At 60.5% G+C, this 25385-nt stretch carries 26 protein-coding genes; 18 read left to right on the top strand and 8 right to left on the bottom strand.

The features are described from left to right. Positions 1-126 precede the first annotated feature (126 nt). From ACI3K3_RS09185 to ACI3K3_RS09160, 6 genes are all read left to right on the top strand, one after another. Entirely contained in the window at positions 127-1260 is a 1134-nt protein-coding gene (locus ACI3K3_RS09185; protein WP_404913285.1) for a patatin-like phospholipase family protein, read from the top strand. Positions 1261-1348: 88 nt separating this feature from the next. Beyond that, on the top strand, positions 1349-2095 hold the full coding sequence (locus ACI3K3_RS09180) for an SDR family oxidoreductase (RefSeq protein WP_404913284.1): 747 nt from the start codon (positions 1349-1351) through the stop codon (positions 2093-2095). 4 nt (positions 2096-2099) lie between these two features. Then, positions 2100-2864 (top strand): lactonase family protein, encoded by a 765-nt coding sequence (locus tag ACI3K3_RS09175; protein WP_404913283.1) that lies wholly within the window; start codon positions 2100-2102, stop codon positions 2862-2864. Between the two features lie 276 nt (positions 2865-3140). Beyond that, the gene (locus tag ACI3K3_RS09170) at positions 3141-3533 is read left to right on the top strand and encodes a type II toxin-antitoxin system RelE/ParE family toxin (protein WP_404913282.1); all 393 of its coding nucleotides are present in this window, start codon (positions 3141-3143) and stop codon (positions 3531-3533) included. Further along, positions 3530-3850 (top strand): helix-turn-helix domain-containing protein, encoded by a 321-nt coding sequence (locus ACI3K3_RS09165; RefSeq protein ID WP_404913281.1) that lies wholly within the window; start codon positions 3530-3532, stop codon positions 3848-3850. Before ACI3K3_RS09170 ends, ACI3K3_RS09165 begins: the two co-directional genes overlap by 4 nt. Positions 3851-4004: 154 nt before the next feature. After that, a complete protein-coding gene (locus ACI3K3_RS09160) occupies positions 4005-4214 on the top strand; it encodes a hypothetical protein (protein WP_404913280.1) in 210 nt (69 codons plus the stop codon). Here the strand turns inward: ACI3K3_RS09160 and ACI3K3_RS09155 are convergent, their stop codons facing one another. From ACI3K3_RS09155 to ACI3K3_RS09130, 6 genes are all read right to left on the bottom strand, one after another. Continuing rightward, positions 4215-4610, bottom strand: coding sequence for a tyrosine-type recombinase/integrase (locus tag ACI3K3_RS09155; RefSeq protein ID WP_404913279.1), 396 nt, complete (start codon positions 4608-4610; stop codon positions 4215-4217). It abuts the gene before it with no gap. A gap of 382 nt (positions 4611-4992) precedes the next feature. Then, positions 4993-5115, bottom strand: coding sequence for a hypothetical protein (locus ACI3K3_RS09150; protein ID WP_404913278.1), 123 nt, complete (start codon positions 5113-5115; stop codon positions 4993-4995). 144 nt (positions 5116-5259) lie between these two features. Then, the gene (locus ACI3K3_RS09145; protein WP_404913277.1) at positions 5260-7467 is read right to left on the bottom strand and encodes a hypothetical protein; all 2208 of its coding nucleotides are present in this window, start codon (positions 7465-7467) and stop codon (positions 5260-5262) included. Positions 7468-7602: 135 nt separating this feature from the next. Further along, the gene (locus ACI3K3_RS09140) at positions 7603-8445 is read right to left on the bottom strand and encodes an MFS transporter (protein WP_404913330.1); all 843 of its coding nucleotides are present in this window, start codon (positions 8443-8445) and stop codon (positions 7603-7605) included. 21 nt (positions 8446-8466) lie between these two features. After that, entirely contained in the window at positions 8467-9108 is a 642-nt protein-coding gene (locus tag ACI3K3_RS09135) for a hypothetical protein (protein ID WP_404913276.1), read from the bottom strand. A 630-nt stretch (positions 9109-9738) separates the two neighbouring features. Next, positions 9739-11064, bottom strand: a complete 1326-nt coding sequence (locus ACI3K3_RS09130; RefSeq protein WP_404913275.1) for a Crp/Fnr family transcriptional regulator — start codon at positions 11062-11064, stop codon at positions 9739-9741. A 290-nt stretch (positions 11065-11354) separates the two neighbouring features. Between ACI3K3_RS09130 and ACI3K3_RS09125 the strand changes: the two genes are divergently transcribed. From ACI3K3_RS09125 to ACI3K3_RS09105, 5 genes are all read left to right on the top strand, one after another. Then, positions 11355-12125 (top strand): Crp/Fnr family transcriptional regulator, encoded by a 771-nt coding sequence (locus ACI3K3_RS09125; protein ID WP_404913274.1) that lies wholly within the window; start codon positions 11355-11357, stop codon positions 12123-12125. Between the two features lie 217 nt (positions 12126-12342). After that, entirely contained in the window at positions 12343-12930 is a 588-nt protein-coding gene (locus ACI3K3_RS09120) for a cysteine hydrolase family protein (RefSeq protein WP_404913273.1), read from the top strand. Positions 12931-13508: 578 nt separating this feature from the next. Further along, positions 13509-13847 carry a hypothetical protein gene (locus ACI3K3_RS09115; RefSeq protein ID WP_404913272.1) on the top strand — a complete coding sequence of 113 codons (339 nt, stop codon included), beginning with the start codon at positions 13509-13511 and terminating at the stop codon, positions 13845-13847. Positions 13848-13991: 144 nt separating this feature from the next. Then, positions 13992-15485, top strand: coding sequence for a sensor histidine kinase (locus ACI3K3_RS09110; RefSeq protein WP_404913271.1), 1494 nt, complete (start codon positions 13992-13994; stop codon positions 15483-15485). Between the two features lie 485 nt (positions 15486-15970). After that, positions 15971-16384, top strand: a complete 414-nt coding sequence (locus tag ACI3K3_RS09105; RefSeq protein ID WP_404913270.1) for a response regulator — start codon at positions 15971-15973, stop codon at positions 16382-16384. 710 nt (positions 16385-17094) lie between these two features. Here the strand turns inward: ACI3K3_RS09105 and ACI3K3_RS09100 are convergent. Further along, complete coding sequence (locus ACI3K3_RS09100; protein ID WP_404913269.1) at positions 17095-17268, bottom strand: hypothetical protein; 174 nt, start codon at positions 17266-17268, stop codon at positions 17095-17097. A 312-nt stretch (positions 17269-17580) separates the two neighbouring features. Between ACI3K3_RS09100 and ACI3K3_RS09095 the strand changes: the two genes are divergently transcribed. Beyond that, positions 17581-17808 (top strand): DUF3072 domain-containing protein, encoded by a 228-nt coding sequence (locus ACI3K3_RS09095; RefSeq protein WP_404913268.1) that lies wholly within the window; start codon positions 17581-17583, stop codon positions 17806-17808. 4 nt (positions 17809-17812) lie between these two features. After that, entirely contained in the window at positions 17813-18205 is a 393-nt protein-coding gene (locus ACI3K3_RS09090) for a GFA family protein (protein WP_404913267.1), read from the top strand. A 235-nt stretch (positions 18206-18440) separates the two neighbouring features. Here the strand turns inward: ACI3K3_RS09090 and ACI3K3_RS09085 are convergent, their stop codons facing one another. After that, positions 18441-18806, bottom strand: coding sequence for a hypothetical protein (locus ACI3K3_RS09085; RefSeq protein WP_404913266.1), 366 nt, complete (start codon positions 18804-18806; stop codon positions 18441-18443). An 899-nt stretch (positions 18807-19705) separates the two neighbouring features. On the opposite strand from ACI3K3_RS09085, the gene ACI3K3_RS09080 reads away from it, so the two are divergent. The 5 genes from ACI3K3_RS09080 to ACI3K3_RS09060 all read left to right on the top strand — a co-directional run bounded on the left by ACI3K3_RS09080 (position 19706) and on the right by ACI3K3_RS09060 (position 25373). Continuing rightward, positions 19706-20296: a hypothetical protein gene (locus ACI3K3_RS09080; protein WP_404913265.1), complete on the top strand. Its 591-nt coding sequence runs from the start codon at positions 19706-19708 to the stop codon at positions 20294-20296. A gap of 155 nt (positions 20297-20451) precedes the next feature. Further along, on the top strand, positions 20452-21066 hold the full coding sequence (locus ACI3K3_RS09075) for a hypothetical protein (RefSeq protein WP_313434754.1): 615 nt from the start codon (positions 20452-20454) through the stop codon (positions 21064-21066). A gap of 80 nt (positions 21067-21146) precedes the next feature. Then, on the top strand, positions 21147-21917 hold the full coding sequence (locus ACI3K3_RS09070) for a hypothetical protein (RefSeq protein WP_404913264.1): 771 nt from the start codon (positions 21147-21149) through the stop codon (positions 21915-21917). Between the two features lie 4 nt (positions 21918-21921). Continuing rightward, entirely contained in the window at positions 21922-24417 is a 2496-nt protein-coding gene (locus ACI3K3_RS09065; RefSeq protein WP_404913263.1) for a fimbria/pilus outer membrane usher protein, read from the top strand. Beyond that, positions 24414-25373, top strand: coding sequence for a hypothetical protein (locus ACI3K3_RS09060; RefSeq protein ID WP_404913262.1), 960 nt, complete (start codon positions 24414-24416; stop codon positions 25371-25373). Before ACI3K3_RS09065 ends, ACI3K3_RS09060 begins: the two co-directional genes overlap by 4 nt. The last annotated feature ends 12 nt before the right edge of the window (positions 25374-25385 follow it).

The raw sequence follows: 25385 nt of genomic DNA, 5'->3' as shown, positions 1-25385 counted from the left end.
CGAGGGTACACCTGTTTCCGAACACATTTTCGGCCAATCGGCGATCTTACGCACAAAAATCGAAACAACCGCGAGCGGCTGAGCGATCCGGTGATCGGCTCCCGTCAATGTCGAAGGAGTGGAGGAATGACCGAACCGTCCCATCGGGAACCTTCCGAGCATGCCGGCAGGTCGCACCATGCCGGCTTTGCGGAGATGGGTTTAGACCTCACGCTGGTCCTGAGCGGCGGCAACGCTCTTGGCGCCTATCAGGCCGGCGCTTACGAGGTTTTGCACGAAGCCGGCTGGTTGCCTCATTGCATCGCGGGTGCGTCCGCAGGTGCGATAAACGGTGCGATCGTCTGTGGAAACGCGCCCGACGAACGGCTCCCGCAACTACGCGCCTTATGGGCGCCTTCCCATGCAACTCGCCGCAGTAGGGGCGGCTCGGCAGAAGATGTAAGGCGAAGCGCCGCGGCCCTGATGACTTTGACCACCGGACGCCCCGGCCTGTTCGCGCCCCGAAGCCTCGGCTGGCCTTGGGACCTGCTCGGCCTCCGCGATCGCAACAGCCTCTACGACACATCACCGATGCGGCAAGAACTGACCCGGCTGATCGATTTTGACCGTCTTAACGACGGCGCCATGCGCTTCCTGGCGGCTGCGGTCGATGTCACGACGGGAGAGGACGTGATCTTCGATACGCACCTGCACAGGATTGGACCAGATCATCTGAGGGCAAGCGCTGCGCTGCTGCCGGCCTTCCCGCCGGTCGCTATCGAAGGTCGACCTCTTGCCGATGCGGGGATCTCCGCCAACCTGCCGCTGGACTTCGTCTTGTCCCAGCCCAGGGAACGGCCCTTGCTATGCCTCGCAATCGATCTTCTTCCTCAGAAGGGCGCTCCGCCGACGACACTGGGAGAATCGGTCTCGCGCATGCAGGATCTGATGTTCGCGACCCAGAGCCGCCGAGCCATTGCGGCTTGGCAGGCCATTCACGACGAACGGAAGGCCAGGCGTCAGGGCGCGCCGATCACCTTGGTACACGTCACCTATTGCGATCAAGCGCGCGAGGTGAGCGGCAAGGCTTTCGATTTTTCCCCGGCTTCAGCAGCCGATCGTTGGCAAGCCGGAAAGAACGACATTGGCCTCATCCTAGAAGGCTTCGCTTCGGGCCATCTGCGCGTGAGGCAGGAGCCCGGTATGTCGGTCTATGCGCGGCCCAGCCCCGACGCCGATTTCGAAAGGACGCGTTTCGAACTCGCGCCCAGGATGCCCTGAAAAATGAGGACGCCCTGCTTCCGCCGCCGGAATGCCGACACAGGTTTATATACTGGAACCCGGCATAATCGCTTGGTGTTGGCTGCTCATGGAACAGGATAAGACACCGCACCAATCCATCGCCGGCCGTCGCATACTCGTTACCGGCGGGACCACCGGCATCGGCAGAGCGATTGTCTTGTCGCTGGCCGCGCTCGGTGGGCGCGTCATGACCTTCGCGCGGGATCGCGCCGCTCTCCGCGAGACGCTCACCGCAGCAGGCCTGAGCGAGCATTGCGGCCTTGCTGCCGACGCAAGCGATCCCGAAGACCTGGAAAAAGTCTTTGCGGCGGTTGACGAGCGTCTCGGCGGCATCGACGTTCTCGTCGCCTGTGCGGCCCTTGGCGCAGGGCCGCTTCATGAAATGGAGGATGCCGACTGGCGCTACGTCGTCGAGACCAACTTGATGGGCTCGCTCGCCTGCGCCCGCGCCGCAATCCTGCGGATGTTACAGGAAGGTGGCGGGCATATCGTGCTGCTCAGTTCGATCAGCCCGGACATAAAGGCTCCGGGCGAAAGCGTCTATGCCGCGACCAAAGCGGGCGTGGATGCCTTTGCACTGACTTTGCGCAAGGAAGTCGGAGAAAGGGGCATTCGCGTGTCGGTCATCCAGCCCGGCTCGGTAGAAAGCGATATGCAGCCTTGCTCAGCCGAGGCGCAACGCGAAGCCATCGCCAAAGGCGAGATGCTGTTCGCAGAGGAGATCGCCGAAGCCATCGTGTTCGTACTGACGCGCTCGGCCCGCTGCGATATCCCCATGCTGCGGATCGAACCGATCCGGCAGAAGACGGCGTGACGCCATGATCTGGATCGGCACTTTTACGGCGAAAGGCGGCGCCGGATTGCAAGGTCTGGAGAGGGCTGGTGGATCATTGTCGCTTGTCCCTGGCGAGGCGCGGATCCTCAATGCCTCGTTCGGAGTGTGGTCGGCGGAACGAGGCATCGCCTATTTCGACGATGAGCGCGATGTGGGCCGCGTATCGGCATGGCATCGCCAGAGCGACACGTGGATCGCACTGGGCGATGTTGAGAGCGGCGGATCGGCGCCTTGCTACTTGTCCCTTTCCCCGGATGCGACGCGATTGGCAGTGGCCAACTATGGAGATGGCACCCTCGCTCTGATTGATCTCGATCCTGTGACGGGTGCCGTCAAGGCAAGCTGCGATCAATTTCGGCCTCAAGGGCATGGCTTCAATGCCGGCTCCGATGCAGATCGCCAGGACGGACCGCATGCCCATTGCGCCGTGTTTGCGCAGGACGGGCGAGCCATCTACCATGTTGACCTTGGGCTCGACCGCATCTTCCGGCACCGCGTCGATGGCCAGGAAATAGCGGATACACAAATCGCTTTCGAAGCGCCTGCCGGATACGGACCGAGACATCTCCTCTTCCATCCGGACGGCGTTCACGCGCTCCTTCTGTGCGAACTTGCCGCCGAAATCCTCTTGCTGAAGCGACAAAGCTTTGGCTTCGAACTGGTAGAGGCCGCGCCGAGCGCGCCGGAACCAAGCGAGTCGAAGAACCGCGGCGGCCACCTTGCAATCGATGCGGCAGGGGCCATCTGAGTTTCCAATCGCGGTCACGAGTATAGGTGCCCCGACACGGGTTTGGCCGCGAAGGTGGGGTTTTCTGAAGCGATATAGAGGCTTGCCGCAGCTTCGCCCTGGCGTGAACCGGGACGCACGGATTTTGCCCCCCGACGCGGTTTTGGGCGCAGGAATGAGCAGCGGCTGAGATGGTGATGTGCGCGAAGCCCCAACTATGAACATAAGGTGTGACGCGCGTCGGAGGGCGGGTCAAGGCGACCTTGTTATCAGTAGCACTCAGTGCTATATAATCACATGACCAGCATCGCTCCCGCTCGCGCCTTCAAGTCCGCAGGTTTCTCCAAGTCGGCGCGCAAGGCCGGGATCACGGACAAGGCGCTGTGCAAGGCCATTGCCCAGGTCATGGCGGGCCAGGCCGACGATCTGGGCGGCGGCGTGTTCAAGAAGCGGCTGCATGATAACGACTATCGATCGATCGTGCTGGCCAAGGGTCGGGACTATTGGGTGTACGAGTATCTGTTCGCCAAGAAGGACCGGGCCAACATCGACGAGGCTGAGCTGAAGGGCTTCCGGCAGCTCGCCAAAGCCTATGCCGGGCTGACCGCCTTGCAGGTGGAAGCGCTGCTGGCCGACAAGGACTGGATAGAGATTTGCCCGGAGACCGGGAAGCAGGAGACCGCATCATGAGCAAGCAAAGCTACAAGAGCGACGCCTTCGCCGCGATTCACGCCTCGGCCAGGGCGCTGCACAAGGTCGGCGCGATCGACAAGGCGACCATGCGCGATTTCGACGCATCGTGCCTTTCTGTGCCGCCCGCCTTCACCCCCGAAGCCATCCAGCATCTGCGCGAGGCGAACAACGTCAGCCAGCCTGTGTTCGCACGCTATCTCAACACCAGCGAGTCGACGGTCGAGAAGTGGGAGACCGGGGCCAAGCGCCCCAGCGGCATGGCCTGCAAGCTGCTCGCCATCGTCCAGAAGCACGGGCTGCAAGTGCTGGCTTGAAGGGGCTGCGATGCTGCGCATCGAGCCGGTAATTCAGATACACACACCTCACGCACGGGTGCATGACGGGATTCCGCCGTTTTTCGAGAGTGCGATCCGCACCCTCGGGTGAGGTGCGCGGAACGGATCGGCGGTTTTCCGGGCTTTGCGGAGAGTGCGGATCGCACCCTCACGCGTCTTCGGCGCCGGCCTCGGCATCAAGGAGGGCAAGCAGCGCCTCAGCTTCGTTGGAGGCCTCCTCGCTGGCACTGCCGGCGACGTGCTGGGCATCCTGGCGGGCGGCGAGGCGGGATCGGATCGTCTTCGCCGGATGTGTGGCGGTGTGTACGGCTTTCAGCGCCTTGATGCTGCCCTGGGTGTATAGCTAGGTGGTCTTGAGGTCGGCGTGGCCGAGCATGGCCTGGATGAACCGCACGTCCGCGCCGTTCTCGAGCATAAGCGTCGCCATGGTGTGGCGGAACATATGGCACGAACCACGCTTGCCGATGCCGCTGTCATTGACCGCCTCGCGCACGATTTCGGCCAAGCGCTCCATCCCCAGGGCCTGTCCGAACGTCGAGAGGAACAGCGTGCCGTCATCGGCGCCCGAGGCCAGATCGGGGCGCACGTCGGCCAGGTATTTACCGATCCATTGCAGCGCCCGCGCGCCGACCGGCACCATGCGATCCTTCTTCCCCTTGCCCTCCCGGATCGCCCGTCGATCGCCCCCGATCCCCGCGCTTCGGCAGGGCATCGGCCCGTAAGACATCGTGGGGCGCATGTTCTCTGAGAACACAGCCAGCCCATTGATCCGGCACAGCTTTCCGAAGCCGCAAAAGCTGTACCACAGGAGAACACACGCTCCGACGCGCGCAACCAATTGCTCCATAACGATAATCACCTACACGCTCGTGCGTAGGGTGTGCGCTCCATTCTTAGGATTACCCGCCTCGATCGCGTCCACCAGCTCGGCCGGTGGATCGGCACCGATCGCGGCCTCCGGCGGGGCAGCCAGGCCGGGAGATTTGCGGTGCCGGGATTTCCAGAACAACATCAACGCGTTGACACGAACACGGCACCACCTGTCTCGCGGGCAGTGCCGCTTGTCTCCCTAAAAAACGACGTCCAGACAATAGCTTACCCCAAAGGGGGAGCCACTGCTTTTATCTTGCTTCCACATTTTCCAGGCCAGCCTCGATTGCCAGGATGATCTTCTCGGCTTTCAGCGAGGAGAAGCAGATGCCCTTGGCAAGCTCGTGTCCCATGATATGGCGCTTCCAGCGCATGTTCGTGCTTGCGCCAGTGCCTGAGGTCAGTGCCGCATATGCCGGCCACTCGTACCCGGATCATCACCCAGTCCTCGCCAGGCAACTCAGGGCGATCGACATCCTCGACGCTGAACGTGCCTGCGGTCGTCTTGAGCGCGGCCTTCATGCCGCTTGCGTCCAGGAAAGTAGCAGAGCCACATTGGCCGGAACCCATGCTTCGTAGCGCTCCTCCGCCCACTTCATCTCCATGACTTCCTGGTCTGCCGTCCAGAGCCGTGGCGCGATCCCCTTGCCCTTCGAGACGGTCGGAAGCAGCGCGAGGCGCACCCTCGTCGTATCGGGGCCGTCGATACGCAGATTGAGCGTCCCCGGATCGAGACGATGGATCGCCCGCACGAAACTATCGCAGAACAACAGGAACGGCGCATCTTCGATGCGGTGAAGACTTCGCGTCGCATAGACCAGCGCCGCGCCGCTCCCGTAGATTTCCTGACCGACCTGCCCGGCCTTTTGTCCGTCCGCATAGAGGTCCTCGAGAGGGAAGTTCAATTCTGGATCGATGTGTCCGTTGCGGATCTCGCCCGCGAGCGCTTCGGGTGGAATGGCATCGGGGTAGTAGTACCAGGCCCTGTCGAGAGCATGCCGGCAGAATTCGTTGACCAGCAGCTTGACGCTCGGGATAAGGTGCGGTCCGCCATAATCCAGATAGCGCTCGAACGCGGCATAGCTGTCAAAACACTCGTAGGCGGCCATATAGGGCGCATCCTGGAGGCAGGTGACACCCAGGAAGTTCGACCAATGACGCGCCAGGCCGATGTCGCTTTCCCAGATCTGGCTGTTGTGGAAGAAGCTGGCAAGATAGACGTAACTTTGATCCAGATGCTCCTTGCGGTTGGTGATGCGCCAGAGACGGATACAGGCTGCTGCGCCCCACGCGGTCAGGTTGGCCTGGTAGTTGAGGTCGAAACGCATACCCTCCGCTGCGGCGATCGCCTTTTCGGCTTCGCCCAGGAAGCGGTCGTCATGGGTAAGCTCGAAGGCCTGAAGCATGACCCAAGCATAAATCCCGCCGACGTCGGTTTGCCCCCGCTCATCGGCTTCGGCCACGTCGGTGATGACGCTGAAGTCGTCGATCTTGTACATGATCGGCCACTTGTATTTAAAGTGCCGGGCTGCCCGGATGCCATAGTCAATGGACGCCAGGAACAGCTCGCGGGCTTTCTCGTCGCCGGCAAGCGCCAGGTTCGAGAGGTTCAGGAGCGGGTGATAGAGATACCAGCTATCGATAGCATCGGCATCCTTGTCCTTGCCGACGTTGGGCAGGTAGCGGCGCAGAGTTTTCAGCTCGTCGTCGTAGAACTTGCCGATCCCTGCCATGATCTCGCGCGAGAGCGAATGTGGCTCTCCGGTCCAGCGGCTCCAGTCCTGAAGCGCGGAGGCGATCGACAGCTGGACCATTGCGTCGGGATATTCGCTCGCCGTGTAAGGGTGGAAATAGGTATGGCCGTAATGCCGAACCTTGGCTTCCGGCGCATTTTCAAGGTCCCACAAGGTCGCTTCGGCCCGCGCGTTCCAGTCGTGCAGAGCAGGCGTCGGGGGTGACAGCCAACCGTACACTGCCCCCAGCATGTCCAGGAATTGCCAGGCGGAATCCGTCTCTTCCTGTTGCGGATAGGCTCGGATGGACAGGATGGTGTCGTAAAGCGTAACCTTCTGCCCTGCCTTTAGGATCGCCTTACCGGTCTCGGGATCGACCGGAGGCCGATAGCCCAGATCCGGCCAGTCGCCGCCCACCGCTTCCGTCGGCTTGCTGCCGGTCATGTTGAAATAGTCGTTCAGGGCCGTCAGGTTCTGGAGGTACAGCACTTTGCCGAAGGCCGGGCGTTCCAGCGTGAAATAGAGCAGCCCAGTGTTCGTCTTGCGCTGACGCGCCTCGATATGGCCAAGCGTCTGCGCCGCGTCCCCCTTGGCGTCGAACGGCACAAGGTCGCGCGGCACCCATTCGATCGACAGGTCGCGCTTGGGTTTGAACCGAAGCGTGGCCCGCAATTGTTCCAGGCCGAAAGGATCCGCCGTGAGCACGAGCCGGCTGGTGCCAAGCGACCCTTCGCATTCCACCGCAGCGATCGCGCCGGGAACCTTCAAGCCGCGGCAGCGCGCATCCGGGCTGAACACGGGCATGCGCAGGGCAAGTCCGCCGGCATCGCGCCGGCGCATCACGATCCACAGCGTGTCATCCACAAGCCGCACTTCAATGTCGAGACCACCCTGGCGCGCCTTTGCCACGGGCGTCTCCGACGTCTCCCGCAATATCGCGCTTGCCCGGACAGTGACGGGATCAATGGCCTGTGCCGTGTCGGCCTGCGACATTTCGTGCTCTCCTTCAGACGATCTCGCTTGTCTCCTCAATGCCGCAAAGCGCGACCGGTTTCGGAAACCCGATCCAGGTTTATAAGTCGTCAGTGCCATCCGTGGCCCAGGCCCGCCTTCACCGAAACGAAAAGGTCAGACAGCGGGAAAACGCCGAGCGTTCATGCGCTTCCAGCGGCGGCGGACTCGTTCTTCTCGCGCTAAGCCTGCGGGAAGCTCCGTTATCGCACGCAGACCGGTGACCGTCGAAAAATTCTGGAATGTCGATCGCGTGCGGACGAACATGTGGCGCACCACTTCGCTGCGATCGATCTCACCCTCCTCTCGAACGACCGAAAGACGGTGCAAGGCATAGATGCCAAGCACGCCAGAGATCAGAAAGTAGAAGTCCCAATGCATCAGCCGGGCATCGATCAGGCCCGTCACGCCGTTGGGGTCGATCCAACGTAGCGCCAGTTCGAGCCGCCGCGCGGAAAAGAAGTCGGCCAGCAATCCACCAATAATAGGCGCCACACCGGCTGCGATCGCGGAGACCAGGCTGTTGACTGCAATGTAGGCCGTAGACTCTCCGCGAGGCGACAGCTTGAGAGCGATGTTCGTCACGGCCAGGGTGGCCCCGCCCATTGCGCCGCCCATCATGAGGTGCAGCACTATGAGCCATGCCAGGCGTGCTCCCTCACCATCGATCTGGGAGGCGCCGGTCATGCCGATAATGCAGAGGATATAAACCGGCGCAGAGATCCGTAGGACGGACTTGTTGCTGAAGGCGTCCGTCAGCCGCCCCCACTGCTTCAGCATCAGCGCATTAGCAATTTGGCTCGCGATGTTGAGGCCCATGACACTCGTCATGCCGTATCCGAGTTGCTTGACCAGAAAGACGGTAAAGAATGGCGTAGCGAAGTTGATCGCGAATTGCCAGGCGGCGACGAACACGATCAATCGGCTAAAGTTGGGGTCTTTGAAAGGACGGCGCAACACTTTGGCCAAGTTCAGCCGCGCTCACTGGGAGGCGGTCATGGCCGGCTCAGGCATGCGGGCAACGATGACGGCGCTCAACATGCCGAATACGCAGCCGGTGCGGTAGAGCAGGGCGAATGTCGCATCGGCGGAGACCAGGCCCCGCTGGGAAAGTTCCAATCCTCCGGCCGCGATCAACCCGGCCGCCAGCAAAGTGATCGTGGCATAAACGGTGCGGCGTCCGAACAGATCGCCCATCCGTTCCTCGGGGACAAGATCTCTCAGCCAAGCGTTCCACGCACATCCCCCCACAGCGCCGAAAAGGCAAAGCACGGCCGTGGAAAGGACAAGCAAGGGTAGGGCGCCGTTGCCGAAGAACGGGAGCACTGCGATAACCGCCAGGGCGAGCCTCCCAATCACGCTTGAGATCACGGCGATGCGCTTGCGGGCACGTACACGCTCGACCAGCCAGATTCCCGGCAATTGGCCAAACTGCGCGAAAAATGGGACGGCGGCCAGCAAGCCGATCATCAAGTTGCTCGCGCCCAGATGGAGCGCAAGCGCAGGCAGGATTACGCCGGTGGTCAGGGCGGCTGTAGTATTGGAAAAGGCACCTTCCACGACAAGCTGGCGCAGCCCTTCTTCACGTCGTTCCGATGTCACATGGCCTTCCGGCGAAAGCATCGATCAGGATCCATCTACGGTCAAACCCGAGGAATTCAGGCCTACCCGTCAGCCAGAAGCTGCCAGGTCGTTTCTGGTTCGCCAAAATTAACATGAATGGACAATCTGGGGCTTTGGTGACCATTGGCATGATCGATGTTGGTCTGAGGCTCTCGTTGCTCGAACCAAACAGTTCTGATTGGTCACTCGGCTTCTTGAAGGGCCTAAAGGGCCCGTTACGCCGGGGTGCGCTTGGGGTGGGGTCCGCCGAAACTGCGATGTTTTCGGGGAGCGAAGCCGCCGCGACAGCGCAGGGATCCTTCAAAAAAGTAACTCATCATGCACACTATGATTATTTCCGCGCGGATCGGACCGCGCTGCCGGCAGCTGCTGCCTCAGCGCGTCCGATCTTCTGCCGCGTTTCAGCGTTGCTCCCCCTGATAAAGCCAGCGCGAACGACCTTTGGTGAGACCTTTTACACAAGTGTCGAAAATAATTGAGAATTGATGCATGCCTAAGCGGCCTTTCGAAGGCGCCGAACGACAGAGGAACGGTTTGAGCCCTGTCGGGCTGTAGCGACGCAGCTGACAGCGAGCGTATTCTGCGCCGCCGGCGCACTTTTGCGCAAAAGCGAAGATCGATTGGTGACGGCTATGCTTCGAGCCGGCGGCTCGCAGGCTTCGTCGGCGCGGGATCCGGATCCTCCAGATCAAGGTAGGCACCTTCAAACTGAGCGATGGCCATTATCGCTGCGAGCGAGGGAAGTGTGAGACGCTTGCTGCGCAGCTCGATGAGCCCGGAGCGACGAAGTTCCTGGATGACCCGGTTGGTATGTACCTGAGTCAAGCCGCACGCTTCGGCGATCTGGGTCTGGGTGACGGGAAAGGGGCAGACGCCATGCGAAGCCATGCCGATCTTTTCCTGCCGCAGGTAGATCTCGCATAGCAGATGCGCCACCCGCTCCTTCGCACCCATCTGCCCTATCACCGACGTCCAGCGGCGCTGGATCGATAGCGAAAGCATCTGGTTTCTCCAGAAGCTGCGGGCAAGGCGGGCGTTGCCCGTCAACAAGGCCCGAAATTCTAGTTTTCCGACAATCGACACGGTCAGGGTTGTCACCGCCGTTATCGATTGCTCCATAGGTGCCCGCGACGTAAGATCGTTGCAGCAAAGATCTCCCGGCATGGCGAAAGCGACGACTTGTCGCCGCCCGTCAGCGAATTGGATAGCCTGTTCAGCCCAGCCGCTGATAACGATCAAAACATGGGCGGTGCAATCACCCTGGCTGAGCACGAGTTGCCTCGGACGATAAGTGCGCAGGCGCTGCGCGGCCGCAAACTCCAATACGATCTCCCGGGAGTTTTGCCGGGTGGGCGGTCGTTCGGGATTAGTGCTGCTCTGCTGCGCGGTCCACATAGGGGCCTCCAGAATCGTGTACGGCGGATGAACAAACTCACACCCCTGCGACCAGCGCACATTCACATAGATTAGTGGAATGGAAGGTCTATTCTCCATTGACCCGTTGCACAGAGCGCTTAGGCCTTGCGGTGTACTCAAGTTAATTGAAGATAATGCAGCTGTCTTCGTATGGCCTTCTCCTGTCATTTCGAAAAAACCATGCAGACAACCAAGGATCGACTGCGCCAGCCCTTGGTTTGTCCGCAGCAACGGAGACGTCATGACCGTAGAGCAACAGGGCCCGGCAGATCCGGAAAATATCCGGCAGACATCAAGGCCGTGTCGGCCGAAACAATAAGCGATGCCATAAGCTATGTGTAAGGCAATACGCCCGATGACGTCGGGATGGGCAGGAATGTGCAGGTGATTGTACCAGGCGCGCCCGAAGAGGCGCCAGCGCCTGATGCGGCAGAGCACTTGCTCGTCTTCAGAAAAGCCGACCGAAAGCATGCTTTCGCAGCCCGCGTATCTGGAGCCGCGAACCGGCGGCAGATGGCATTGACACATCGTCACGCCCACGATCGCGGCGGCCGAACCATCACAGCTGACGTTCGCTAGCTTCTAGTCGGCATACTATTGTTGAGAACAAAGTTCCGATACCATCACCGCGAACGCGCGCGATGTATCTGATAGAGCTCATCAAATAGGCAAGTAAATGAAAGCTCACTACCGGCGAGGATGTGCCCTTTTTGGTGATTAGCCAACGCGCGCTTTGCGAAACTGTTCCGCTTTCGACACTTTGGCTAACTTATGTAAATGCCGCCATTTCACGAGCATCCGAATGGAACGGGAACTCTCGGAGCCCCTGAATGCAGTCACCTTACCATCATCCTCCTTACCACCGACTGACCGAATTCGTGCCCTTGAGCGCGGAAGAAATGTCCGTAGCAAGCCGGTGGCTAACCGATCGGCGCCGACTATGGAGAGGGAAAGCTATCCGCCATGAAGGCGAGGCGGTGAACGGGGTGTTTTTTCTTCTCGAAGGATGGGTCGGCTCTTCGCTGTTGCTGCGCGATGGAAGGCGCCAGATCGCGAAAGTTCACCTTCCCGGAGATATGCTGGGCTTTCCCAGTCTTGCGCTAAGCCATGCAGGAGAGACGCTGGAAGCACTGACCGATGTGACCGTCTGCTCTCTGCCGAACGCGGCGATTGGTCGGATTTTCGAGGAACTGCCTAGGCTGGCCTTGGGGCTATTTCTCAGCACGCAAAGGGAAAGAGTAGCCCTCATGCAGAAGTTGTCCTGGGTGGGTGCGACATCTGCGATCGAACGGCTTTCGGCCTTTCTGCTCGACCTTCATCACCGCTTGGAAGCAGCCGGCCTGACAGAATCTGGCAGCTTTGATCTTCCAATTACGCAGCAACAACTTGGCGAACTGCTTGGACTTTCAACGGTGCACATCAACAGGACCTTCAAAAGTCTGGACGAAACGGGGTTCATCGCCCGGTGTCGAGGTCGGTTAAAGATCGACGATTTCGAGGGGCTGCGTCGACTTGCGGCCACTTCGCCTCCGGAATTTGCAGGAACGGCGGCTTGGACCCGCTTGAGGGGATCAGAAACCTTCCGGAAAGGAACGCAATAAAGAGGCCGCTACCGGGGTAGTGGCAGCGGCCTCTCCCGTCCCGTCATACGATTCAGGATTGGAACCCGGACTCAGCGGCTTCTTGACGGATAACTTCAGGTAAACCGCAGGGTTCCAGAAATATGATCCATGCTATGGCGGGGCATCAAAAGTGACAAGGCAGGCACGAGCAGGGGAGAGACGCGTTTATTTGGTAGGCCGTAAAGGAGGCTAGGGAATGGATGACGAACTGCGAACACAGTCGAACAATCGCGCTGCCCTGTTGGTCATGGACATGATCAATCGTTTCGATTTCGAGGGGGCGGACGCCTTGGTAGGCAAAGCACGAGAGGCCGCTAAGGTTATCACGCGGTTGCGCCGGGAGATGAACGCTACCGGAAGCCCGGTCATCTACGTCAACGACAACTTCGACGAGTGGCATTCCGACCGATCCCGGCTGATAGCCAGCGCCTTGGATGGCGGGCGGGACATAGCCAGGATCGTCGAACCGGCCGAGGGCGATTTCTTTGTCATCAAGCCGCAGTTTTCTGGGTTCTACGCAACAAACCTCGCGGTCCTTCTGCCTAAACTGGGGGTTTCCCGACTAATCCTGACGGGGGTGGCGACCGATATCTGCGTGCTTTTCACGGCTGCCGATGCCCATATGCGCGATTACGACATATGGGTTCCGGCCGACGCGGTCGCCGCCGAATGCGACAAACGGTCGCAATGGGCGCTGGAGATTATGCGAAACAGCTTGGGCGCGCATACCGAACCCACTGACGAACTCACGCTCGCGAAGTGGCTGAGCAACGGTTTGCGGTAAAGCAAGCGCGATCGCGCATGAATATAAACGGGGCGGGCCCGCACCTTCGTGGCGTCCGGGCCCTCGACTCTTCGAGAGTCCCTTTCCAAGAGCACTGCACTGTCCCCGATACTCGGCTGCTTCCGGGATAGAGCCCAGATTTCCCGCTGTATCGCCGCGTATCTCTTCCGCGAACCAGGCGCAAGTTCGGGCGAGGCCTTCTGCCAAGGCCATGGGTGGTCGCAATCCGAGCAGGCTGCGCGCGCGATGTCTGGCCTGCGGCGGCGCGGATCGTCCATCGGCAAAGAAAGACGAGCGCGCTGGCCTCGCGGCCGACCATGTCCCGTACCGCCTCGGGGAGAGGTGTCTCAAGTACTAAAATTCGTAAACAGCTTGAAGATTTTTTCCGGAATTATGCTGCATAACTCGTCGGAAAATCGACATGTGTTCACTGACAATCCGAGGTTCATGTTAATCATACCTGTTCTCATCGTAGGTTGCCGAAGGCTTCAAGCCATCGGGTCTATGCAAGCGATATTATAAACCGGATATTGGCAGCTCTTGGATCGTTGCATGACTAGACGAGGCGCTTTGGCGCGATGTCGACAAGGACTTACAGCGTGGCATGGTACATAGACGCGACTCTCATCGAGGCGAGCGACGGGGACAAGTCTTGGTGGGACGGCGAGTTTCTGCCCGGAGCAAAGGTGCCTGTCGCAGGCATCTTCCGCTGCATCGGATGCAGCCGCGAAATAGCGCTCGCCCGTAATGGCAATCTGCCGCCGGGCGGCCATCACCAGCACGAGGAGAAAGCGAGGCCGATAGCCTGGCGGCTCATCGTCCGCGCGAATACGTCGGGCCATGCAACGATGCGCGCAATAGGCGGTTGCCAGGCGGCGGCCAGCAGGCGTCGTGGCGGAGAGACGGTGCCGACATGAGGCGGGAAGACCGGTTTCATCGCGTCTCGGGTGTTGCGCTTGGCGGAAGAGTGGCGGATAATCCGCGCAGGGTAAGGCTTTATCTATTGGCGAAGCCGCCCGCCCGATGCGGATCGAAAGTTGCTGGGTGGAGTTAAGCGTCTGATGTCGAAAGTGGGGTGCGAACCACAGGTCGCGGCGGACTCGATGCAGGAACGTGTGGCGCGGCATGACTGGGGCGCAGCGCTTGGGCCGAAGTCGGACTGGTCTCCTGTTCTGACGACCACGTGCGAGATGGTGCTCGCGCATGGCTTCCCGATGGTGCTGCTCTGGGGCGCCGATCTCATCCAGATCTATAACGACGGCTATGCCGTGATTTTGGGGCGCAAGCATCCCGCAGGCCTAGGTCAGCCGACGCAAGAGTGCTGGCCCGAAGTCTGGGACATCAATGGCCCTATCTACCAGCGCGTCTGGATGGGCGAGACGATCACCTACGAAGACAAGCTCTATCCGCTGGAGCGAGATGGAGCTCGGCGCGATGCCTGGTTCACGCTTACCTACAGTCCAATCCGGGAGAATGGCGTTGTCGCCGGGATTCTCGTCACTGTTTTCGAGACGACCAAGGCCCATGTCCTGGAGCATGAGCGCTCGTTCATGGAAGCCGATCTGCGAGAAGCGGAAGTGCGCTCGCGAACGCTGGTGGAGGGCATATCCCAGGCAGTTTGGGAAAGCGACGAACGGGGCATGGTCGTAACCGGCAGTCCCAGTTGGCAGGCTTACACCGGGCAGAAAGGGAAGACGGCGCGCGACGGAGGCTGGATGGAAGCCGTTCATCCTGACGATCGGCAAGGCGTTCTCAGCGCATGGCGGGAAAGCATGGAAAGACGGCACCCGGTCGATACAGACATGCGCCTCATGCACGCGCCCAGCGGTAGCTATCGCTGGAGCAACTTGCGGGCAGTGCCTTTGCTTTCTGATGAGGGCGCGGTCGAGAAATGGGTCGTGATGAACATCGACATCCATGATGCGCGAGTGCTGCGCGAACGCCAGGAGGCCCTGCTTGCGGAATTGCAGCACCGCGTTCGCAACATCCTGTCGCTGATCCGCTCAGTCTTTTCCCGAACTCTCGAGGCTGGCGGTTCACTAGATAACATTGCCGATCATTTTCGCGGAAGGCTCGACAGCCTGGGACGAACCCAAGTGGGCGTCGCCCGGAACGCCCAAGGCAAAGTGAACTTGGAAAACATCATTCGCGATGAATTGCTGAGCGTAGGGGAAAGTGACGGCCCCCGATTGTTAATTGAAGGGCCGGAAGTCGAATTGTTCGGCAAGCAGGCGGAAGGGATTAGCCTGGCGGTCCACGAATTGACCACGAATTCACTTAAGTTCGGCGCCTTGAAGTCGGGGCGTGGAAACCTGTCGATTTCATGGTCTGTGCATCACTCCAAGGCGGTTGGCCGCCATCTGGAATTCGTTTGGGAAGAAACGGGGGTGCCGGTCGTCGCCGTGCAGCCAGCCCATCATGGTTTCGGAACTGAACTCATCGAAGAAGCCCTGCCGTATCAGCTGAAGGCTGTTACCGTGCTTGAATTTCGTAACGGCGGGGTTCATTGCCGCATCCATCTTCCGCTTCCGGGTCCAGCCCGGGAGATGATCTGACGGCCTTTCAGCTCGCCGGGGCAGGGGGGTGCAACTTTGCGGCTTCCAGCTTGATAACACCCGCATAGCTGTTTTCCTCGACGAAGCCCGATGAAAGCCCTCGTTGATCCGCCGCGTGATCGCCGCGCGCTCATCTTTCATACGATAATCCGAGCGTGCCAGCTCCACGAACGACGCGCCAAAATCGGCTTCGGCTTGCCCGGTATGAAGTGAGGCATCAGGTTGTCACGCGGCTCTTTCACTTCGTTGCGCATGGCGAAGTTTCAATTGTAAACGAAAGCCTTGAAAGCTTTTGACACTGTCCGGAAGCCGCCCGGCATGCAGCCGATGATTGCTATTAGCCTCATTGTGCGGCGGAACGAAGATACAAGCTGGTGAGTTGAGGGTCAATGCACGTTCGAACAGCCCTGGAAAGTCATATTCAGCCCTAGAAAGTCATAATGTATTTACGGAGTGACGTTGGGAAAGGGATCGGAGAGTTCGACATGACGCCAAACGATCAATCGACAGTATCGTCATTCGAAGACCAGAAGTACCTGACGCGGAAGTCAATCCTGATCATTGAGGATGACTATTTTATCGCTTTCGACCTGCGCGGCGTTCTCATGGATCGCGGTGCAGACGTCATTGGACCGATCTCCGATCCCGACGCGGCGCTCAAGCTTATCGAATCCAATGCCTCTTTCGACGCTGCGGTTGTCGACATCAATCTGCATGGTGAAATGTCATTTCCGCTGGTTGACGAATTGATCAAGCGGGATGTTCCCGTCATGTTTCTGACGGGGTACAGCGCTGATGTCGTTCCCTATCGACTACGTCACCTGCCGCGCCACCAGAAGCCTTTATCGCTGAAATCGATCGCCGAAGTTGTACGCAACTTAATCGAGGGGCATCGCTGAACCTATGGGATGAGCAGCCTATTTTGCTCAAGTCGCAATGATAGCGAGGCTTCTCATTTGGTCTGAGCGCTGATCCGGAAATCTCGTTGCGGGAGTGACAGTGGTTTGGGGCGATCTGGCAGACAAGGACTGGGGCCAAGAGGGAGATGCGCGCGTCCTGGTCCTCATAAAGGGGCGGGATACGAGTGCCATTCTACGCCTTAAGGCTCCAAGGCGTCGGTAAGGCGTCAGACCATCTGTCAGTTACCTTCCGCAGACGTCATTCAGCTGGCGCACTCCGAATTGACCGATTCAGGTCGCTGGCGCGTTCGTAGGTAAGTTCATACCGCGCCGGCACTATGGCAAGATCGCTCTATCCTTCGCCAGCGTCCTCAACTTCGCCGTGATACCCAAATGGCTGCAACACTTTGATTTGGCAGGGTAGCGGCTTTTCCCATAGATTTTAACATAATGCTTATTATCCTTTCGGTCTTATGTACGCGCAATTTGGAAATGACACCCCCCGCTACAGCCACCGCATGGAGAAGAAAGCTCGGCCGTTCCGAACACGCCACCAGCTTGACTAGGATCGTTCCTCCGCCCGGAAGGTGATTTTCGTCGCGATGGCCTTCGTAGAACCAGCCGCATTGACAAACCAGATGGCTCAGCGCCCGGCCATCGAAGCCAACCTCAAACCAGTTCCGCCGACGAACTGGACCATGCCTTTCCGGCTACGGCAAGAAGTCGGCGATACACAATGGTCGATCGAAAGCCGCATTGTGTGCCACGATAAGATCGGCTGAGGTAAAGATGCCGCCAGCAAGCTGCTCGTCGATCGGCTCGCCTGCCAGGATTTCGTCAGTGAGACCGCTAAGCATCGTGATGCGCGGATCGAGTGTTCCCACTTGGGACGCCGGCCGCGAATTGATGATAGTTGAGTACGGCCATGGTCATGGACCTGCTCCTAACCATCAAGCCAGACTTGGGAAACACCGCCTAGCAGCAAAATAGGAATGTTGTCGCCGAACCGAGATTCTCGGGAATGCGCGAACACGACACCAAGGGAGAATTTCACCGATTAAGGCGGCGCGGCATCACCTCAAACTCCGACCTGTGATTTTCCGATAGCCAAGGATAACCTTTTTGGCAGTTAGAATCCGGAACCAAGTCGGTGAAACGGCCGTTATCAGAACGAACAGCGAACAAGGAGCGCTTTCATGGCTGAGGAACTGCATAATCCCAAGCTTGATGACAATCCGGGATCCAACACCGAGAAGAACCCGGCAGACTGGGTCTCAGGTGATGATCCTATGACGGGTGCCCAAGCTTCTTATCTTACCACGCTAAGCGAGGAAGCGGGAGAAGACCTGCCGCCCGAGGGTCTCAGCAAGGCAGAAGCTTCGCAGCGGATCGACGCCTTGAAAATGAAACTCGGCCGGGACTAAAGTCTTGGAACAGGTCTGCGGCGGATGCCTGTGCGGTTCAGTCCGCGTGGCCGCAGTCGGCCAGCCCTATCGGGTCGGGATCTGCCACTGCCTCGATTGTCGCAAACATCACGGCGCGCTGTTCTTCGCCGCCGCCATATTCCCTCAAGCTGCGGTGACGATCGCAGGCACCACCAAGCATTATCGAGGAAGGCATTTCTGTCCGGAATGTGGGTCGTCCGTCTTCGCGCGCCATGGCGACGAGGTTGAAGTGCACCTCGGAATTCTTGATGCCCCAAACCAGTTTGCACCGACTTACGAGAACTGGACAGTTCGTCGCGAAATCTGGCTGCCAGACTTCTCGGTCGGCCACCGCTACCCGCGTGATCGACAAAACCAAGGCCGTGCAGAAAACTAGCCGCTATCAGGAGAGGCAAGTCCGGCCCTTGTCTGTCGAAAATTGGTGCTCCCATGCGGCGGCGCCTGTGTTTTGTTTGCCTGCCTGTGTTTTGCCTGCCTGGTAGTTCACCAGCTTGCCGTAGAAATGCGGTCGAGAAGAGATTGCTATCTGGCCTGACGGCACAGCGATCGGCCCCGACATGCCTCAAGCGCCAAAAGCGTGAGCTCGTTCCCTACTTCCAGCATTGATCCATTCAGCGCTGTTCCCTTAGCTCCCCTGCCTGATCCTTCAGTGATTTAGCTCTCTGCTCAGCCGCCTTTCGGATATTTTCTGCCTGGTCTTCGAGCTTGTCTGCTTGAGCATCAGCTTTCGCCTGGATGACTTGCCCTTCGTATTCAAGAGCATCTGCCTGGGCTTCCCGAGCTTTCGCGGTGGCGCGATCGATCCGATCGGCTGCCTTTCCCGCGCGTTCGCCAGGACCATTGCCTTCGTAGCGCAATCCCGCAGCCTTTGCTGCCGCCTCATCTTTTGCGGCACCCGCTTTCTCCTGCGGGCCGTCACAGGCGGCGATCATGCAGGCCAATGCTGCAGCGGCTGTCAACGTGGTTATCATCTTCATGCAGCGTTAACTGCCTGCCGCCCGTCTCGTTCCGCGCGCATCATGAAGCTGGGTCTTGTCAGCAGCGCCGTGAACTTCCTGCTCACGGGAGATTATAATCCTGATGGGTAACGACAGATGCGTTTTAGGCACCACGAAAGCACAGGTTCGAGAACACTCGCTCGCCTTCCTTCAGGAGTTTGTAGAGCTGTTCTACGGTGCCGGCTTCATCTAGGGACTAGTCTGCTAAGGTCGTCTCGACGAAAGCTTCCTGCTTGCCGCCATGGCCAGGCACAAGGCTACGATCGAATGCGTCGACGCGTTCGCACAGACCAATTTCAGGCCTTGGATGGTTCACCGTTCCCGCCGTGACCTTTCACGGCACCGCCGATGAAGCCTTTCCTATCAATCCTTCAGGTCGCGTCGGCGCGGCCGGCTTCGCTAGTGCGCAGTTCGTCTAGCATGAGAACGAGCCGCAAGCCCTCTTCGCCGCGCCTGCAAGCTGAACGAATATCTCAGCAGATTCCTCGGTCGTATTCCGCGCCAAGCGTCGTAACGAGGCTCGGCCTTTCTCCCATGACCCTGGAGCTCGCATCCTTCACAACCTTTTCCCCTGACGTGCGAACAACCCCATTTGATTCAAAATTTAGCTAACTCCGCTTAAGCCGATGCGCGATTCGCGTTCACTCGCTAGCAGCACGCGTTAGAGGAACGACCTGAACGTACGACATAATTAGAGATTCGCTTCATAGTTCCCCTGTAAACTGTCCCAAAATGAACAAAGTCGGTGTTAACTAACATTTAGCAATTGCCTCTTGGGCTTAGCCTTTCTAAGCCCCCGACGGCGCCCGGTGCGGGGCGTACTGATGTGGACGACAGGGGCTAATCATGCCGTTCACACATTAAGCGGGGGCTTGATGATGATTGACTATTCATGGCGGCTGTCGCTTGCCGCCATCAAGGCCGGCAGCATACTGCTTGCCGCGTTTCTCATCATCGTGCCGGCGCAGGCTGCAACCGAGTCCGTGGCGATAGATGTCGTTGCCCGCATCAAGGAACGGTGTGGCTTCGCCGCCAATGGCCCCACCAGCATCAACGCGCCGCGCGATCTCGAAGGCGCCGCCAACTTCTTTCTGGCAGTTGGGCTCGACTGCAACACACCTTATGCCCTGGGCGTAACGTCGCAGCGCGGCGCGCTGACGAATGTCGATGCGAACGACGACGGATCGGGCTTTTCCTTCAGCAAGCGCTACCGGGTTTCGGTCATGCTCGAAACCGACAAGGGTGCCGTACGCAGTGCGCCCTGTGCGTCCGACGAGATGGCGGACGGCGGACAGTGCGCTTTCGCAAGCCTCGTTCCCGGACGCGGCCTCAAGTCCGGCGCTGGCATCAGTGTCGGTCGCAATGCCGTGATCTCGATCGAGTGGGCGGCGCAAGCTCTTAACCAGCCCCGCCTTGCGGCGGGCCGCTACAAAGACACCCTCATTCTGGTGGTTGGGCCACGCGCATAATTGCAGTCCAGCCACACGGAGGGCGGAGCGTTGGGTCGACGCACCGCTCAACCATCGGCCGCCTGTCCCGGTAGCCGGTGCAAGTCGCAAGACCCGCGAAAGCGGTCTTCAATTCTCCGACGCGTTCCTGCGTCAAGATACTCAAGGAGTTGAATATGAAGCGTTCGATCCTCGCCGCCAGCGCGGCAGCCGTTTTCGCAGTCGCCGCCGGTTCGGCCCACGCCGCCGATACGCGCATCGACATCAATGCGCAGGTCGACAGCAAATGCGGCATCTCTTCGCAGGCTTCGTCGATCACCCTGGGCGATCTGACCGATGCCAATGCCAAGGTCCGTTCGACCGTTACCGAAGAAATCGCCCAGAAGCTGACCGACGCGCGCGTCGTTGCCTTCTGCAACAACGGCGGCAGCAACGTCCGCGTCGCCCGCGCCGTGCTCGCCCTTGACGGCGCTTCCGGCACCGGCCTCGCCCAGGGCGATTTCGCCCAGTTCATCCGTTACAACCTCGACACCTCGATCAACGGCCTTGCCCTTGACTCGACCTCGACCGACGGTGGCTCGACCGTGGCTCAGCGCTTCGGCGGCCACGACAGCCTCAGCTCGGCCGCAACCCGCGTCCAGTTCGTCAAGGCTGCCAGCCAGGGCGCCGCTGTAGCCTCGTCGAACGGCTCCAGCCGCACCGCCACCAACTGGTCGTCGCTGACCGATCGTCGGCTGGCTGCCGGCAACTACTCGGGTTACGTCTCGATCGAACTGACCCCGGCTGCCTGATGTTGCTCGGAGGCGGACGCTTGCGTCCGCCTCCGGCTTCTCCTGCCCCTGCCCTTGGCCCTGCTTCCCGAGACCTCCTCATGACCACGCCTTTCGCCCGGCGCGCATTGCGCCCGCTGCTGTCGTTCCTCGCGCTGATGGCGACCACCGGCCCCAGCCTGGCTTTGAACGTGCAGCCCGTCGTGGTCGACCTCCAGACGGCAGGTCGCCGGACTTCGGCCATCGTCACATTGCAGAATACCTTCCCCGACACCGTGCCCGTCGAAGTGACGGTCCACCCCGTCAACGTCGTGAATGGGGAACTGCGCGAAGCTGAGGACGTCGAAAGCGACGATGTCCTCGTGTTCCCCAGCCAGGCGACCCTTGGCGGCAACCAGTCCCAGGCGTTCCGCGTCCAGTGGATCGGTCAGCCGCTGGAAGGCGAAAGCCGTCACTTCTATGTGACCATCGCGCAGCTTCCGGTTGCCATGCCGGAAAGCCAGAACGCGATTCAGGTCCTCCACCGCTTCAAGGTGCTCGTCAGCGTCGGGACGAACGGCGACATGCCTTCGCTCAAGATCGTCGAAGCCAAGGTCGGCACGGATGCAGCCGGAAAGCCGCAGCCGGTCATCACGATCGCCAACGACGGTGCCAATTACGGCTACGTCGCCACCAACCGCATGACCCTGATCGAGCGGCGCGGGGACGGTTCCGAGGCTTATCGCAAGACCTTCGAACCCGAAGAGATCCGCGAGAGCATGGGCCTCGGACTGGTGCCTTCCAAAGCCAGTCGAATTTTTCCTATCAACGTCGAACTCCCGGATGCCGGCGGCACCCTTTCGGTCGAACTGAATTCAGCCGGAAGCAAATGACGCCGTGGCGAACCGCCGTTCCCTCTATCTCCTGGGCCTTGCAGGCCTGGCGCCGGGATTGACGCTGTTCGGTTCACTCGCTGCATATGCGCAGACGAATGCGCCCTCGCTGGCTGAAAAGCCGACAGCTCCAGGCGAACAACCCGCCGTTTCCCCAGAGCGCCTCAACCGAACCGGGCGCGACATCCCCATGGGAGGGCCGCTGTCCGACAACGGCTTCGTCCTGGGCGAGGTGTCCTACACGCTGACTGCCGACGACCGCATCTTAGTCGACACCCAAGAACTGCTTGCACTGCTGCGCGGCGTTCTCTCCACCGAGGCGTGGACAAGGGTTGCCGCCGGTATCCAGAGCAAGGCTGCAATCTCCACCGGCGACATGCAGGCGCTAGGCATTGGTCTCGCTTACGACCAGGCCAGCCTCGGCCTGCTGATGACGCTGGACCCCACCCTTCGCGTGCGACAATCAATCCGCGTCATGGGCTACGACCCCGTGGCAGGACCGATCCAGCCTGCTGAAGACGTCTCTGCCTATCTCACCGCCTTCGTGAACAGCGACTACGTGCACAAGGGCAGCCGGACCGGGTTCCAGACCCCGAATATCGTCTTCGACAGCGCGATACGGGTCAGCGGTTTCGTCCTCGAGAACGAAGGCAGCATCCAGGACCGCTTCCGGCGTGAAGGCACCCGCATCGTCTATGACGACGCGCGAGGCACCGCCCGATATACCGCAGGCGATCTGGAACCGGTATCGCGCGGTTTTTCCGGATCCAGCCCGATGGCGGGCCTCTCGCTTTCGCGGGTCTATGCCGACCTCGATCCGCAGCGCAACATCCAGCCGCGCGGGCAAAGGTCGTTCACTCTGACCCGTGCCTCCACGGTGGAAACGATCGTCAACGGGCAATCGGTTCAGGTGACCCGGCTCAATCCGGGCACTTACGACATCGGCGATTTTCCCTTCGCGCAAGGGTCCAACGACGTGAGGCTGATCGTCCGTGACGACAGCGGCCGCGAGAACGTAATCTCGTTTTCCATCAATTTCGATCGGACCCTACTTGCCGCCGGCCTCAGCGAGTTCGGGCTCTATGGCGGCGTGAAAGCGCCGTTCGGTACCGGCGGCCGCCGCTACAGCGACGATCCGATCGCTTCCGGCTTCTATCGCCACGGCCTGACCGAGGAATTGACGGTCGGAGGAAACTTCCAGCTTCAGCGCCGGGGCGGCGTGGGCGGCGCCGAGGTTGTCTGGGCCTCGCCCGTCGGCACCCTGGCCTTCAACCTCGCCGGCTCGCATAACAAGGACGTCGGCAGCGGCTATGCCGTCAATCTTGGCTACGAGCTTTCGCGCGTTGGCACGGGCGGCAACGCCCGCTCGCTGACAGCTTCCATCCAGGCGACCAGCAGGAACTTCGCGCTGCCGGACAGCCTCTCAGCCAGCAACCCTTACGCGCTGGATCTGGGCGCAACGTACTCCCAATCGCTCGGCGCCGACCACTATTTCAGCCTCGACGGGTTCTATTCGGTTGCTCGCGGCGATCGGAAGGATCAGTCCACCGCCCGCGCCACGTACGGGTGGCGGCCCAACCAGCGTCTGCTTTTAACGGCGGAAGCATCCTACCAGAGCAGCGAGCGAAGGTCCGGGCCGGGCGCCCGGGTGTCGCTGATCTACCGCTTCGACCGCAGCTCGAGCGTCACCGCCGATCTCGATAGCCAGCGCGAGCGTGCCCGCCTCAGTTACCAGCGCTCCAGCGGCACCGGTGTCGGATCCTACAATGCCTCGGCAAACATCGACCGGGTCGAGGATTCGGTAGGCGTCAATGCCGCGGCAAACGTGCTCCTCAACCGAGCGGAACTCGGCGCGGCCCACAACACATCGTTCTCGAACAGCGGCGCGATCATCGACCAGCGCACATCGCTGCGCACGGCTTTCTCTGTGGCCTATGCCGGCGGCAGTGTCGCCCTGTCCCGGCCGATCTACGACAGTTTCGCGATCGTGAAGCCTCATGCCTCACTGGAAGGCAAGTCCGTCTACATCGATCCCCGCAAGGACGAGTACGTCGCCAAGTCCGGCAGTTTCGGCGGCGCGGTCATGTCGCAATTGACGTCCTATTCTCCCCGGCTGCTGACCTATGACGTGCCCGAGGCGCCCGCCGGCTATGACATCGGATCGGGCATCGTCCAGTTCAGGCCGCCCTATCGCTCAGGCCATCTGGTAGAGATCGGGTCGGACTACTTCGTCACTTATACCGGCCAATTGCTGATGCCGAGCGGCGCGCCGCTCGAGCTGGTGGGCGGCAACGCTTTCGAACTCGCGGCGCCTGATCGCAAGCCGGTACAGATGTTCACCAACCGCAGCGGCCAATTCGCTGTGCAAGGTCTGCGTCCAGGCAAATGGCGCATCGAGATGCCCATGAACGATGGCAAGCTCGTCTACATGATCGACGTGATGACAACCGAAGCCGCATTGCAGCGCGGCGGTGCATTGAAGCCCGAGGGAACCCCATGAAGATCGCCGCCACGCTCCTGACCTGCGCCGTCCTCACCTTGGTCCTGCCTGGGGCGGCCAAGGCCAACTGCGCCGATTTCCGCGCCTCCGCGAGCGAACTCACCCTCGACTACGATCCGTTCAATCCGGCCGAAGTCGAGCGGAACTTCACCATTCACGTCCGGCGCCTGGATCCGCGCGTCACAGCCGTGCGCCTCGTGCTTGCCAATCCCGGCGCGATCAATCGCGGCGCGGCGCTGGGGCGGAGGGATTCGGTACGCTACGATATTCGCTGGGTGCGGGATGCTGGCCGCATGGTCTTGGTCTCCGGCGCGGAACAGCCCAATCCGACCAACGGGGCGGTCGTTCAGTTCGGGGCCGGCGCCAGCGGAGACAACGTCAACGAAAGCTTCCGCATCCAGGTACCGGCGGGGCAGGGAATCGTCGCCGGAAACTATTATCAGCCGCTCGAACTGCGGTTCGTATGCCTTGCAGGCCGCGAAGAGCTTGATCGCGGCATGCAGCTTGGCAGCCAGGTCGCGGTCGATCTGACCGTGCCGGAACGTATTGCAACGTTCGTCGGATCGATGGGTACGCAGCGCGGACGTATTGATTTCGGAGATGTGGACGGCTCCAGCGGCAACGTCATCCGCGGTCTCACAGTGACCGCCCAGTCGACAGTGCCTTACGAAATCCGGGTGGACAAGGAGCGCGGCACCATGAAGCGCTTTGCCGGAGATGACGCCGCCCTTCCCTACGCGCTGAAGGTGTCGGGTTTCCCGGTGGCCGACCGCTCGATGATCGCTTGCAGCCAGACGCCGGCTCCGGGTGGGCGAAGCCATGGCGTGCAGGTGGAGCTTGCCGGAAACGATCTGCATCGCCTGCCGGCAGGTCAGTATGCCGACGTGGTCACCCTCACGTTCTCACCCCGCCTTGGACTTTCGGGCGGCGAGGGCTGCTCGTCGGTCCGCCCCTGATTGGCCTTGCAG

The sequence above is a fragment of the Novosphingobium sp. ZW T3_23 genome, assembly GCF_044987305.1.
In the GTDB taxonomy this organism is placed as follows: domain Bacteria; phylum Pseudomonadota; class Alphaproteobacteria; order Sphingomonadales; family Sphingomonadaceae; genus Novosphingobium.
The sequence above is the reverse complement of the archived record's forward strand: the minus strand, read 5'-3'. Positions and strand labels throughout refer to the sequence as shown.